The organism is Stenotrophomonas sp. 62841_Sma (assembly GCF_056482945.1).
Window position 1 is genome coordinate 2,824,390 of the sequence record NZ_CM151224.1, and the last position, 12,397, is coordinate 2,836,786.

At 68.0% G+C, this 12,397-nt stretch carries 10 protein-coding genes; 7 read left to right on the forward strand and 3 right to left on the reverse strand.

The window, feature by feature from the left end:
• Positions 1-5 precede the first annotated feature (5 nt).
• Positions 6-896, reverse strand: a complete 891-nt coding sequence (locus tag ACZK5G_RS13085) for a sterol desaturase family protein (protein WP_478463655.1) — start codon at positions 894-896, stop codon at positions 6-8.
• A 131-nt stretch (positions 897-1,027) separates the two neighbouring features.
• Between ACZK5G_RS13085 and ACZK5G_RS13090 the strand changes: the two genes are divergently transcribed.
• The 7 genes from ACZK5G_RS13090 to ACZK5G_RS13120 all read left to right on the forward strand — a co-directional run bounded on the left by ACZK5G_RS13090 (position 1,028) and on the right by ACZK5G_RS13120 (position 9,799).
• Positions 1,028-1,978 (forward strand): LysR family transcriptional regulator, encoded by a 951-nt coding sequence (locus ACZK5G_RS13090; protein ID WP_478463657.1) that lies wholly within the window; start codon positions 1,028-1,030, stop codon positions 1,976-1,978.
• A 92-nt stretch (positions 1,979-2,070) separates the two neighbouring features.
• Complete coding sequence (locus ACZK5G_RS13095; protein ID WP_478463659.1) at positions 2,071-2,721, forward strand: DsbA family oxidoreductase; 651 nt, start codon at positions 2,071-2,073, stop codon at positions 2,719-2,721.
• Between the two features lie 35 nt (positions 2,722-2,756).
• Entirely contained in the window at positions 2,757-3,764 is a 1,008-nt protein-coding gene (locus ACZK5G_RS13100) for a cyclase family protein (protein ID WP_478463661.1), read from the forward strand.
• 296 nt (positions 3,765-4,060) lie between these two features.
• On the forward strand, positions 4,061-4,675 hold the full coding sequence (gene imuA, locus ACZK5G_RS13105; RefSeq protein ID WP_014037572.1) for a translesion DNA synthesis-associated protein ImuA: 615 nt from the start codon (positions 4,061-4,063) through the stop codon (positions 4,673-4,675).
• A gap of 9 nt (positions 4,676-4,684) precedes the next feature.
• Positions 4,685-6,094 carry a Y-family DNA polymerase gene (locus ACZK5G_RS13110; RefSeq protein ID WP_065724546.1) on the forward strand — a complete coding sequence of 470 codons (1,410 nt, stop codon included), beginning with the start codon at positions 4,685-4,687 and terminating at the stop codon, positions 6,092-6,094.
• 6 nt (positions 6,095-6,100) lie between these two features.
• Entirely contained in the window at positions 6,101-9,211 is a 3,111-nt protein-coding gene (locus tag ACZK5G_RS13115; RefSeq protein ID WP_478463662.1) for an error-prone DNA polymerase, read from the forward strand.
• An 81-nt stretch (positions 9,212-9,292) separates the two neighbouring features.
• A complete protein-coding gene (locus ACZK5G_RS13120) occupies positions 9,293-9,799 on the forward strand; it encodes a hypothetical protein (protein ID WP_012511394.1) in 507 nt (168 codons plus the stop codon).
• A 35-nt stretch (positions 9,800-9,834) separates the two neighbouring features.
• On the opposite strand, the gene ACZK5G_RS13125 is transcribed toward ACZK5G_RS13120, so the two are convergent.
• Both ACZK5G_RS13125 and ptsJ read right to left on the reverse strand, forming a co-directional pair.
• A complete protein-coding gene (locus tag ACZK5G_RS13125; protein WP_478463664.1) occupies positions 9,835-10,740 on the reverse strand; it encodes an IS110 family transposase in 906 nt (301 codons plus the stop codon).
• Positions 10,741-11,104: 364 nt separating this feature from the next.
• Positions 11,105-12,391 (reverse strand): MocR-like B6 salvage transcription factor PtsJ, encoded by a 1,287-nt coding sequence (gene ptsJ, locus ACZK5G_RS13130; protein ID WP_478463666.1) that lies wholly within the window; start codon positions 12,389-12,391, stop codon positions 11,105-11,107.
• Positions 12,392-12,397: the final 6 nt, after the last annotated feature.

Consider the following 12,397-nt stretch of genomic DNA (forward strand, 5'->3'; position numbering starts at 1 on the left):
TTCGATCATTCGCGCCTGCGCAGACCTTCCGGCAGCTCCGGTACCTCGCCATGCGGCAGTTCGCGGAACGGCGCCAGCAACTGTCCGGGATAATCGCGCGGATAGTCCGGCTGGCTGCCGATGCCGAGGTCGCGTTTTTGCAGCCGATAGCCGGGCGCATCGAAGGCGGTCCCCAGCAGGTGATCCCAGACAGTCAGGAACAAACCGAAATTGACATCGCCGGCGGTGCCGTAGCGCATGTGGTGGAAGCGGTGCAGCGGCGCCCAGGCCATCACCCGGCCCAGCACGCCGGGACGCATGTCCACGTTGGAATGCTGCAGCAGCAGCTGGATGGCAATGGCGAACGCCAACACCGCGGCTACCGGCATCGGCAGGCCCAACAGCAGCAGCGGCAGCACGCCGCCCACCGCTTCGGCCGCCTGGTGCAGCGGGTGTTTCATCAGACCGTTGAAACCATACATGCGGGTCACGCTGTGGTGCACCGCATGCAGCCGCCACAGCCAGCCGATGCGATGGCTGGCGTAGTGCACCAGGGTGATGCCGAGATCGGCGCAGATGACGGCCAGCAGCACCTGCAGCGCGAACGGCCACTGCAGCGGCCACAGCTGCCACGGAATGATGGCTGCCAGCAGTGGCACCGCCGCGATCGACAGCAGGTTCAGGCTTTCGTTGACCAGCGCATGCAGGGTGTCACGCAGGCTGTCGCCCTGGTCGTGGTTGAACGCGGGGTCATACGGCCAGGCACGTTCGGCAGCGAACGAAACCGCGATGGCAACCGCGAGCAGGGCCAGCAACCACAACGGGTCACCGTGACAGTGGCCGACCCATACGATGGCGGCGGCAACGAACCCCAGCAGGAACAGCGGGGCATACAGGCGGAGCATCCAGTGCTTCATGGGCAATCCGGAAAGTAAGGGGCCTGCATGCTGGCGCGGCATGCGGGTGGCCGGCTTGAACAAACGGCGCAACCCGGCGCGCCTCTGGTGGATGACCATCGTGGACGGCACCACGTTTCCCGCATCCACGCATGGCGTGGATCTACAATGGCGGCCTCATCGCGCCCGAGACCGGCATGGATTCCTTCAACCTGATGCGTGCCTTCCGCCGCATCGTCGAACGCGGCGGGCTGGCCCGTGCCGCCGAAGACCTGGGCATGTCACCGGCCGGGCTGAGCAAGCAGCTGCGCACCCTGGAAGCGCACCTGGGCGTGGTGCTGCTGCAGCGGACCACGCGGCGCATGAGCCTGACTGAGACCGGCCACGCCTATTACCGCGAATGCTGCCGCCTGCTCGACGAGCTGGATGCATTGGAGCGTGGCATCGCCGAACAGCGCGGCGACGTGGCCGGGCGCCTGCGCGTCAATGCACCGCAATCATTCGCGCTGAGCACGCTGTCGCCGCTGCTGCCACGCTTCCTGCAGCAGCATCCGCAGCTGTCGCTGGACCTTGTGATGGAAGACCGCCTGCTCGATGCGGTAGGCGAAGGTTTCGATGTGTCGCTGCGGTTGCGTGCCGAGCTGGACGACTCGCGGCTGGTGGCGCGCCGGCTGGCCTCGCTGCAGCAGGTGCTGTGCGCGGCCCCGTCCTACCTGCGGCAGCATCCGGCACCGCAGGCGGTGGACGATCTGCAGGCGCACAGCGTGCTGGCCTACAGCCTGTCCGACTCCCCCGGCAGCTGGCCGCTGCTCGGCCCTGATGGGCAGGTAACGATCACCCTGCCGGCGCGCGTCACCGTCAACAACAGCCTGCTGCTGCGCGACCTGCTGGTGGCCGGCATGGGCATCGGCGCCCTGCCCTCGTTCCTGGCGGCGCCGGCGCTGGCCCGTGGCGAACTGCAGCAGGTGCTGCCCGACCACCGCTATCCGCCACGCTTCGTGCATGCGGTCTATCCCACCTCGCGCCACCTGCAGCCCAAGGTGCGTGCCTTCATCGATTTCCTGCACGCCGAGCTGCCCGGCTGCGCGGGCCTGGATTCGTAACCGCCAGCGAAAACTGAGCTGCCCGCGGCGTGCTGTTTCAGCCACGCCGCGCTGCCTAATCTGCCGCCTCCCCTCTCACCGATGGCAGGCAGATGTCTTCCGTTCCTTCCCCCGCCACCGCCGCGCCGGTGGTCGATTTCTTCCACGACGTGGTCTGCGGCTGGTGCTTCGTGCTGGCCCCGCGCCTGCAGCAGGTCTCCGCCGAACTCGGCATCCAGGTGCGTCACCGCAGCTTCGTGCTGCAGGACTCGCGCGCGCAGATGATCGAGGTGTTCGGCTCGATGGAGCGCGCCAAGGCGATCATCCTGCGCCACTGGACCGACTGCGCCGCGCATGAAGACACCGCGCGCATCGATATCGAAGGCATGCGTGCACAGGACTTCGAGTATCCGTCCGGCTGGCTCGGCGCACTGGCCTGCCAGGCCGCCGGCATGCTCGGTGGCAACGACGCCCATGGCGCGATGTTCGATGCCGTGCAGTGGGCGCACCTGCACCAACACCGCAACATCGGCGACGCCGAAGTACTGCTGGATATCGCCGAAGCACTGGGCCACCCGCGTGGCGCCTTCGCTGACCACATGCGCAGCGACGCAGCAGCCCGGCGTGTGCAGGCCGACCGTGCCGAAGCCGCGGCCCTCGGCATCCGCTCCATTCCCACCGTGATCGGTGGCAACGGCCTACGCCTGCAGACCCTGCCGCTGCCGCAACTGCGCCAAGCCCTGGCGCACCTGGTCGCGGCCTGAGCCGCACCATCCCCCACCCTGCAAGGAGACTCCCCATGACCCCACGTACCCTGGCCACCGCGCTGGCCCTGCTGCTGGCCGGCACCGCCGCTTCCACCACCGTATCCGCGCACGAACACGTTCCCTCCGGCCAGCAGGTCGGCACCAGCCCCTGGGGGCCGAAGGACGAGATCGGCCGTCTCAACCTGATCACCGAGGCCTCGCGTGCGGCGATCCTGTCGCGGGTGAGCGGCGGCAAGGCCTATGACCTGGCCACCGAATACTACGTTGGCATGCCCAGCTGGCAGGATGCCGGCGACCCGCACTACCAGTTCTGGATGACCCACACCCCGCGCGGCACGGTGATGGACGACCCGATGGGCGTGGGTGAAACCATGAACCTCACCCGCAGCTACACCGGCACCGCATTCTCGATGTACAGCCACACCGGCACCCACATCGATGCGCTGAACCACTTCGGCATCCACGGAAAGATCTGGAACGGCTTCGAGGCCGACAAGCACCTCGGCGACCGTGGCTGGAACGTCACCGGCATCGAGAAATTCCCGCCGCTGATCGCGCGTGGCGTGCTGATCGACGTGGCCGGCGCCAAGGGCGTGGACATGCTGCCGGACAGCTACCGCGTCACCCGCCAGGACCTGAAGGATGCGCTGGCACGCCAGCAGGTGAAGCTGCAGCAGGGTGACATCGTGCTGATCCGCACCGGCCGCATGCGCCTGTTCGAGCAGCCCAAGGCCTACATGGCCAACCCGCCGGGCATGGGCCTGGACGCCGCGCGCTTCCTGGTCGAGGACAGCGGCGCGATGATTGTCGGCGCCGACAACCTCAGCTTCGAGACCTTCCCCTCGGAGGTGTCCGACGACTACGTGCCGCTGCACACCTACCTGCTGGCCCAGCAGGGCGCGCCGATCATCGAGCTGGTGGCGCTGGACGAACTGGCCCGCGACAAGGTCTATGAGTTCGCCTTCATCGGCGGCCCGCTGAAGATCCGCGGCGGCGATGCCGCGCCGCTGCGCCCGGTGGCGCTGCCGGTGCGCCCGTAACCGGGAGTGCCCGTGCCTGTAGGTGCCGACCCTGGTCGGCACCGTTTTCCCATCCACGCATGGCGTGGATCTACTGGAGAGAACCCTGGTAGATCCACGCCATGCGTGGATGCTTTAGCCCTTCAGCAACCTGAAACCCGACCTTCCGATTTCATTAGTAATTCTACTCACAAGGCGAGTAGCATGTCCGGTCTCAGCCCCTGATACCGGCTCGTCGATACTCGCGCCATGCCCGCCGTTTCCGCCCGTTCCTGCCGCTTCCAGCCCGCTCGGCGCCTCCCTTGGAGGACCGGCTGATGGGTGCTGTCGTCGCCCTCGACCGGCTGCTGGACGGGCGCCAGCTGTGGCGCGGCCCGGCTCGCCAGGGGCCGGCCAGCGACCACCTGGCCAGCGGCCACCCGGCACTGGACGCACGCCTGCCCGGCGGCGGCTGGCCGGCCAGCGGGCTGTGCGAGGTGCTGCAGGCAGCGCCCGGCGTGGGCGAGCTGGCCCTGGTCTGGCCGGCGCTGGCGAAGCTGAGCCAGCGCGACCGCCCGATCGTGCTGGTCGCCCCGCCCTACCGCCCGCATGCCCCGGCCTGGGCGGCTGCCGGGCTGGACCTGGCCCAGCTGCAGATCATCCACGCCGCACCGAAACAGGCGCTGTGGGCCACCGAACAATGCCTGCGCTCTGCCGCCTGCGCGGCGGTGCTGTGCTGGCCGCACCAGGCCGACGATCGCGCCCTGCGCCGGCTGCAGGTCGCCGCCGACAGCGGCCAGTGCCTGGGCTTCGTGTTCCGCGAGGCGCAGGCAGCGCGCAACCCCTCCCCGGCCAGCCTGCGCCTGCAGCTCGACCACGGCCAGGTACGGGTGCTGAAGTGCCGTGGCGGCCTGCCACCCGCGCAGCCGTTGCCACTGGCCATCGCCCACTGAGGCCGCGCCATGCACTGGGCCTGCCTGTTGTTGCCGCAGCTGGCACTGGACAGCGTGCTGCGCCTGCAGCCGGACCCGCAGCGGCCACTGGTGCTGCTGCAGGGGCCGGCGCAGCGCCGCGTGCTGCGAGCGGTCAGCCCGTCGGCACGCGCAGCGGGACTGCGCCCGGGCATGCTGCTGTCGGCCGCACAGGTGCTGGTGCAGGACATGTACCTGCACGACTACGACCCGAACGCCGAACAGCACACCCGGCAGCTGCTGGCCAGTTGGGCCTACGCCTACAGCTCGCAGGTCAGCCTCGATTTTCCGCACGCGCTGGTCATGGAGATCGGCGCCAGCCGTGCCCTGTTCGGTGACTGGCTGACGATCGAAAAGCGCCTGCGCGGCGAACTGCATGAGCTTGGTTTCCGCCACCGCCTGGTGGCCGCACCCACGGCGCATGCCGCGCGCGTGCTGGCCAACGTCCACGACGGCCTCGGCATCGATGCGCAGCAGCTGCCAGCGGCACTGGCGCAGCTGCCGTTGCCGCGCTGCGGCCTGCCCAGCGAAGCGGTGACCGTGCTCGGTCGTTCCGGTCTGCGCACGCTGGGTGCGGTGCTCGAACTGCCGCGCGACAGCCTGGCCCGGCGCTTCGCCCCCGAGGTGCTGCAGCAGCTGGACGCATTGCGTGGCCTGCCCACCGCGCCACTGCGCTACTACCAGCCACCGGATCGTTTCGATGCGCGCATCGAATTCGAATACGAGATCGAATCCAGCCAGGCCCTGCTGTTCCCGCTGCGTCGCCTGCTGCTGGACCTGGCCGCATTCCTGTGTTCGCGCGATGGCGGCGTGCAGCGCTTCGACCTGCATTTCGAGCATGACCTGCTGCCGGCCAGCGTGCTGACCATCGGCCTGCTGGCACCCGAGCGCGATCCCGCACTGCTGTTCGAGATCGCACGCAACCGCATGGAAGCGTTCGCCCTGCCCGCTGGCAGCCGCGCACTGCGCCTGCAGGCCGAACAGCTGCCACCGTTCGTGCCCGCTGCGCGGGATCTTTTCGATACCCGGCCGGCACAGGCGATGCCCTGGAACCAGCTGCGCGAGCGCCTGCGGGCGCGGCTGGGCGATGACGCCGTGCAGCCGCTGGCCGTACAGGCCGACCATCGCCCCGAACGCGCCAGTGGCACCCAGCCTGCGGCCAAGCCACCGGCATACTGGCCACTGCGCCCCGGTTGGCTGCTGGACACCCCACAACCGCTGCGTGATCCGCGCCTGCGCATCGTCACCGGGCCGGAGCGGATCGAATCGGGCTGGTGGGACCAGGCCGATGCGCGCCGCGATTACTACGTGGTGGAAACCGCGCATGGCCAGCGCGGCTGGGCCTTCCGTGACCGCAACGATCCACATGCCCCGTGGATGCTGCACGGCTGGTTCGGCTGAGCCGCCATGCACAGCGAACTGCCCGGCTACGCCGAACTGCACTGCCTGTCGGCCTTCAGTTTCCAGCGTGGCGCCTCGATCGCCGAGGAACTGTTCGCGCGCGCCGCCGGCCAGGGCTACCGCGCGTTGGCGATCACCGACGAATGCTCGCTGGCCGGCATCGTGCGCGCCTGGCAGGCCGCCAAGACGCATGGCGTGGCGCTGATCGTCGGTGCCGAATTCCAGGTCGAGGACGGCCCGAAACTGGCCCTGCTGTGCACCGACCAGGCCGCCTACGCCGGCTTGTGCCAGTTGATCACCACCTGCCGGCGGCGCGCGGCCAAGGGCGAATACCGCTGCCTGCGCGAGGACCTGCTCGGCCTGCCGGAGGGCCTGCTGTGCCTGTGGCTGGACCGGCAACCGGCCGCCACCGATCTGGAACTGCTGCGCGCCGGCTTCGATGATCGCCTGTGGTTGGCGGTGGAGCTGCACCATGAGTATGACGACGCGCGTCGCCTGCAGCAGCTGCAGGCCTTCGGCGAACGCCACCACCTGCCGCTGGTGGCCAGTGGTGATGTACACATGCACGTGCGCCGCCGCCGCGCCCTGCAGGACACACTGACCGCCATCCGCCACCGCTGCAGCGTGGCCGAGGCCGGCTGGCGCCTGTTTCCCAACGGCGAGCGCCACCTGCGCCCGCGTACCGCACTGGCCCAGCTGTATCCGCCCGAACTGCTGGCCGAGACCCTGCGCATCGCCGAGCGTTGCCACTTCACCCTGGAGCAGCTGCAGTACACCTATCCGCGCGAGCTGGTGCCCGAGGGCCACGACCCGGACAGCTGGCTGCGCGTGCTGGTCGAGCGCGGCATCCCGTGGCGCTGGAAAGGCGGCATCGAACCGGCACAACGCAAACAGATCGAGCACGAACTGGCATTGATCCGGGAAAAGAACTACGCCTCGTACTTCCTCACCGTGCAGGACATCGTGCGCTTCGCGCGCAGCCAGGACATCCTCTGCCAGGGTCGTGGCTCGGCGGCCAACTCCGCGGTGTGCTTCGTACTGGGCGTGACCGAGATCGACCCGGCACGCAGCAACCTGCTGTTCGAGCGCTTCATCTCCGCCGAGCGCGACGAACCACCGGATATCGACATCGACTTCGAACACGAGCGCCGCGAGGAAGTGCTGCAGTACGTGTTCAAGCGCTATGGCCGCGAGCGCGCGGCGTTGACCGCGGTGGCGATCAGCTACCGTGGCCGCAGCGCGATCCGCGACGTGGCCCGTGCGCTTGGCCTGCCGATGGACCAGGTCAACGAACTGGGCGCGGCGATGGACCACTGGGGCGGCCATGTGCCGCTGCCGGAGACCCTGCGCGAGCGCGGCTTCGATCCGGAAACCCCGCTGATGCGGCGACTGCTGGCGCTGACCACCGAACTGATCGACTTCCCGCGCCACCTGTCGCAGCACCCGGGCGGCTTCGTGATTTCCGAGCATCCGCTGTCAACCCTGGTGCCGGTGGAGAACGCAGCGATGGCCGACCGCACCGTCATCCAGTGGGACAAGGACGACCTCGATGCCACCGGCCTGATGAAGGTCGACTGCCTGGCGTTGGGCATGCTCACCGCCATCCGCAAGTGCCTGGCCATGCTGCAGCAGCATGGCCTGCACGAAGGACGCATGGATGCGATTCCTCCCAAGGATACGAAGACCTACGACATGATCTGCGCCGCCGACACCATCGGCGTATTCCAGATCGAGTCGCGCGCGCAGATGGCGATGCTGCCGCGCCTGCAGCCGCGCACCTTCTACGACCTGGTGATCGAAGTGGCGATCGTGCGCCCCGGCCCGATCCAGGGTGACATGGTCCATCCTTACCTTGAGCGGCGGCGGATCCTGCGTGAACAGGGACCGGACGCGTTGAACGATCCAGACAATCCACTCTATCCAGCGCGGCTGGAACGCGTGTTCGCGCGCACCCTCGGCGTGCCACTGTTCCAGGAACAGGTCATGCAGTTGGCGGTGGAAGCGGCCGGCTACACGCCGGGCCAGGCCGATGCCCTGCGCCGCTCGATGGCGGCGTGGAAGCGCCGTGGCGGCCTGGAACCGCATCGCGAGAAGCTGCTGGCCGGCATGCTCAAGAACGGCTTCAGCCGCGAGTACGGCGAGCACCTGTTCGAACAGATCAAGGGCTTCGGTGACTACGGTTTTCCGGAAAGTCACGCCGCCAGCTTCGCCCTGCTGACCTATAACAGTTGCTGGCTGAAGTGCCATTATCCGGCCGCGTTCACCGCCAGCCTGATCAACAGCCAGCCATTGGGTTTCTACAGCCCCGACCAGCTGCTGCAGGATGCGCGCCGGCATGGCATCCGCGTGTTGCCGGTGGACGTGCGCCACAGCGACTGGGACTGCACGCTGGATTTCAGCAAGGGGCCGGCCGCGATCCGGCTCGGCCTGCGCCTGGTCGATGGCTGCAACGAGCCCGCCGTGCAGGCCATCATGCGTGAACGTGCGCGGCGCCCGTTCGACGATGTGGGTGACCTGTGCCAGCGTACCGCTCTGGACCGCCGCCAGCAGGGCCTGCTGGCCGATGCCGGGGCGCTGCGTGGGCTCAGCGGCCATCGCCATCGTGCGCGCTGGGATATCTCCGGCGTGGAAAACCGGTTGCCGCTGTTCGACCAGGCCCGCGCCACCACCGAAGCCCGCGTGCCACTGCCCCTGCCCAGCGCCTGGGAAGACATGCAGGCCGATTACCGCAGCACCGGCACCACGCTGGGCCGCCATCCGATCTCGTTCCTGCGCGCGCAACTGCGCAGCCGTGGCTGCCTGGATGCCGCACAACTGGCTGCCCACGGCCATGGCCGGCGCGTGCGCATCGCCGGCCTGGTGCGCATGCGCCAGCGCCCGCAGACCGCCAGTGGCGTCACCTTCCTCACCCTTGAAGACGAGACCGGCATGATCAACGCCGTGGTCTGGCGGCACCTGGCCGATCGCCAGCACCGGGTGCTGGTCGACACCCAGCTGATGCAGATCGATGGCCGCCTGGAACGCGTCGATGGCGTGCAGCACGTCATCGTGCAGCGCATGCACTGCCTGGATGAACTGCTGCAGGGACTGCGCAGCCACAGTCGCGATTTCCACTGACGATACACAACGTCACACAACGAACTGGCCATTGCCGGTCCGCATCCGCTATCGTCGGCACATCCAAGGAAGGACGACCCGATGTCCCGTGCGCTGCTGCTGACCACCCTGGTGGTCTCGACCCTCGCCCTGCTTGTTTCCGGCTGGACCGCCTGGAACCTGCATCGCAGCCAATCGCCACAGCGCATCATCGAGGCACGCGGGCTGATCATCCACGATGCAAGCGGCCAACCGCGGGTGATCCTCGGCGCACCGGTTCCCGATCCGCTCAGCCAGGGCCGCACCCAGGGGCCGCGCGCCACCGCCCTGTCCGGCCTGATCCTGCTCGGCCCCGACGGCTCCGAACGCGGCGGCTACGGCACCAGCGACCGCGGCGGCGAAGCCCTGCTGACCCTGGACGATGCCACCGGCACCACCGAAGTGTTCAAGGTCGTCGCCAATCCGGACCGTGGCGCCAGCCTGATGGTCAAGCACCAGAACAACACCGGCGCCATGCTCACCTCCTGGCAGGGCAAGCCGGAGCTGATGTTCGTCGATGACAGCGGCCAGTCCTACTACGTGCGCCCGGGCGCCAACGCCGCGCCTTGATCTGCTTTTGTAGAGTCGAGATCCTATGTTCGTGGTCAAGCCTGCTGGAAGCAGGCTTGACCCACCTTCAGCATGGCCGGATCGAAGTCCCGGCCGCTTTTGAAGACACCCCAGGCGATCCTGGCCAGCTTTCTGGCCAGGATGTTGAAGACGGCGGTGCTGGGGTGACCGCGTTTTGACAGCTCGTCGTAGAGCGGTTGCCCCCGACGACACCGCTTGAGCCCCATGGCGGCCATGTAGAGCATCTGGCGCAGCACTGGCGCGCCCTGTTTGGACAGCCGACGCCGTCCCGTTCTTCCGCCAGACTCGTTAGGCCGGGGATCCAGGCCGGTGCAGGCGATCCACGCGTTGGCGTTGGCCAACGGCCAGCGCGTCATGTAGTAAATCAGGTGAGCGGCGACGGCGGGGCCGATACCAGGGATGGTCAACAGGCGCTTGTAGAGCGTGCCATGCTCTCCATCGCGACCCAAGCGCTGCAGTTCGCTTTCCAGCTCGGACAGCGTCCCAGCCAGAGCGCAGAACAGATCTGACAGCTCCCCGGGGGCACTTTTGCTTACCCCGAAGGATTGCTCCAGGCGCGCGCGTGTCTTTACCAGCGTCTGCCGCTTGCGCAGCAAATCGTGCATCTGCTGCTGCTCGTCGGTACGCGGTACGTATTCACGCAGGCGATCGTTCTCCTTCTTCACGTACCGGGCGATCGCTTCGGCGTCCATGGCGTCCGTCTTGCCACGCGAGCCCGTCGCCCGGCCGTAGTACTTGATCAGACGTGGATTGATCACATAGACAACGTGGCCTGCCTGGCCAGCCATCCGAGCCAACAACTCGTAGTACCGCCCCGTCGCCTCCATGCCAATCCGACATCGCTGGGGCAAGGTGTTGAGCCACTTGGCTATGCCGGCCTGGGTGTTGGCGATCCTGTCGCCGGCCTTGCGGTCGGCCACTGCCGGCACGAACTCCTTGGAGTCCACGTCCACGCCAATATCGAGAGAATCAGACATTTGTACGGCTCCCAGCTATCTTTAAGGGGCTGGGGTGGTACCGCACCGACGTTAGCTTGCCTACATCGACGATCCCCTTTGGGGGCCGTACGATCCTTTATCGACGTTCGTGTGCGGGATGGGGATCGCTCGACTCGTCTGTCGGCTAGTATCCGCAGATGCATGCTTGACGGTCCCTCCACCCTGGCTCCTACATACCGCGTAGGAGCCGGGAGGAACATACAAGCCATGCTCGACTGCTTCTACCAACAGCAGCCGAGCATGGCTCGGCTCTACAAAGGCGAAGCAAAGCCGAGCATGGCCGACGCTAAAAACCACACACCGCCGCCAGGTCATCGGCCAACTGCCGCAGCTGCGCCGATCCCAGCGCCGCGCAGGTAATGCGCAGACCATAGCCCGGTGCCGCCACCGCGAACACTTCGCCGGCGCGCACATGCCATCCGCGCGAAGCCAGCGCCAGCACCTGTGGGTGGCTGTCGGCCCGTAACGGCAGCCACAGGTTCAATCCTTCCATCGGTTGCGGCGTCGGTATGCCACGCGCGCGCAGCAGCTCCTGTAGCGACTGCAGGCGCTGCTGGTAACGCTCACCCGCCGAGGCGATCTTCGCCCGCTGCGTTGCCGACGCCAGCACCGAAGTCGCTGCATCCTGCAGCAGGTGGCTGACCCAGCCGGTGCCGGACGCCAATCGCAGCCGCAACCGCGATGCGGTCTCCTCATCGCAGGCCAGCCAGGCCAGCCGCAGGTCCGGACCCAGTGGTTTGGACAACGAACGCAGCAGCGCCCAGCGCCGGCCATCCAGCGGCAGCACTGAGTGATAGGCCTGCTGCGAGAGCAGCGCGTAGTGATCGTCGATCAGCACCGCCACCTGCGGGTAGGCCGCCAGCAACTGCCGCAACGCCCGTGCCCGCTTCGCATCCAGGCTGGCCCCGGTCGGGTTGTGTGCCCGCGGGGTCAGCAGCACCGCGCGTGCGCCGGCCTCCAGCGCCTGCCGCAGCGAATCGACCTGCATGCCATGCGCGTCCACAGCCACCGGCAACGGCGCGTGGCCCACAGCATTGAGCACATTGAGGCTACCGAGGAAGCATGGATCCTCCACCGCGATGCGGTCTCCTGGCAGCAACCACGCCGCCAGCAGGCGCTCGATGCCATCAACCGCGCCATGGGTCAGCTCCAGCGCATAGCCCTCCGGGCAGTCCGCATCCAGCGAGGCCCTTGCCAGCGCCTGCAACCTCGGGTCGACCGTGCCTACGCCGTACAAACGCGGCGCGGCCGGGGCCAGCCGCAGGTTCGGCAGCAGGCGCGGATCCGGATTGCCACCGGCCAGGTCCTGCAGCGCCAGCCCGGGCGTACTGCCCTCGCGCGCCAGCGTCGGCGGCAATCCGCGCACCACCGTGCCACGGCGGCCCGCCGTGCTGGCCAGGCCCGCCGCATCCAGGCGCTTGTAGGCAGCGGCCACGGTGTTGCGGTTCACGCCCAGTTGCTCGGCCAGTTCACGCACCGGCGGCAGCACGCTGCCGGCCGGCAGGCGGCCCTTGCCGATGCCGTCGCGGATGCTGTCGAAGATCGACTCGGCGCTATGTCCGGTGATTTTCATTTTGTC

Excerpts from the sequence above, each read along its gene's own strand:
- ACZK5G_RS13085 (WP_478463655.1), bottom strand. The coding sequence starts at position 896 with ATGAAGCACTGGATGCTCCGCCTGTATGCCCCGCTGTTCCTGCTGGGG.
- ACZK5G_RS13090 (WP_478463657.1), top strand. The coding sequence starts at position 1,028 with ATGGCGTGGATCTACAATGGCGGCCTCATCGCGCCCGAGACCGGCATG.
- ACZK5G_RS13095 (WP_478463659.1), top strand. The coding sequence starts at position 2,071 with ATGTCTTCCGTTCCTTCCCCCGCCACCGCCGCGCCGGTGGTCGATTTC.
- ACZK5G_RS13100 (WP_478463661.1), top strand. The coding sequence starts at position 2,757 with ATGACCCCACGTACCCTGGCCACCGCGCTGGCCCTGCTGCTGGCCGGC.
- imuA (WP_014037572.1), top strand. The coding sequence starts at position 4,061 with ATGGGTGCTGTCGTCGCCCTCGACCGGCTGCTGGACGGGCGCCAGCTG.
- ACZK5G_RS13110 (WP_065724546.1), top strand. The coding sequence starts at position 4,685 with ATGCACTGGGCCTGCCTGTTGTTGCCGCAGCTGGCACTGGACAGCGTG.
- ACZK5G_RS13115 (WP_478463662.1), top strand. The coding sequence starts at position 6,101 with ATGCACAGCGAACTGCCCGGCTACGCCGAACTGCACTGCCTGTCGGCC.
- ACZK5G_RS13120 (WP_012511394.1), top strand. The coding sequence starts at position 9,293 with ATGTCCCGTGCGCTGCTGCTGACCACCCTGGTGGTCTCGACCCTCGCC.
- ptsJ (WP_478463666.1), bottom strand. The coding sequence starts at position 12,391 with ATGAAAATCACCGGACATAGCGCCGAGTCGATCTTCGACAGCATCCGC.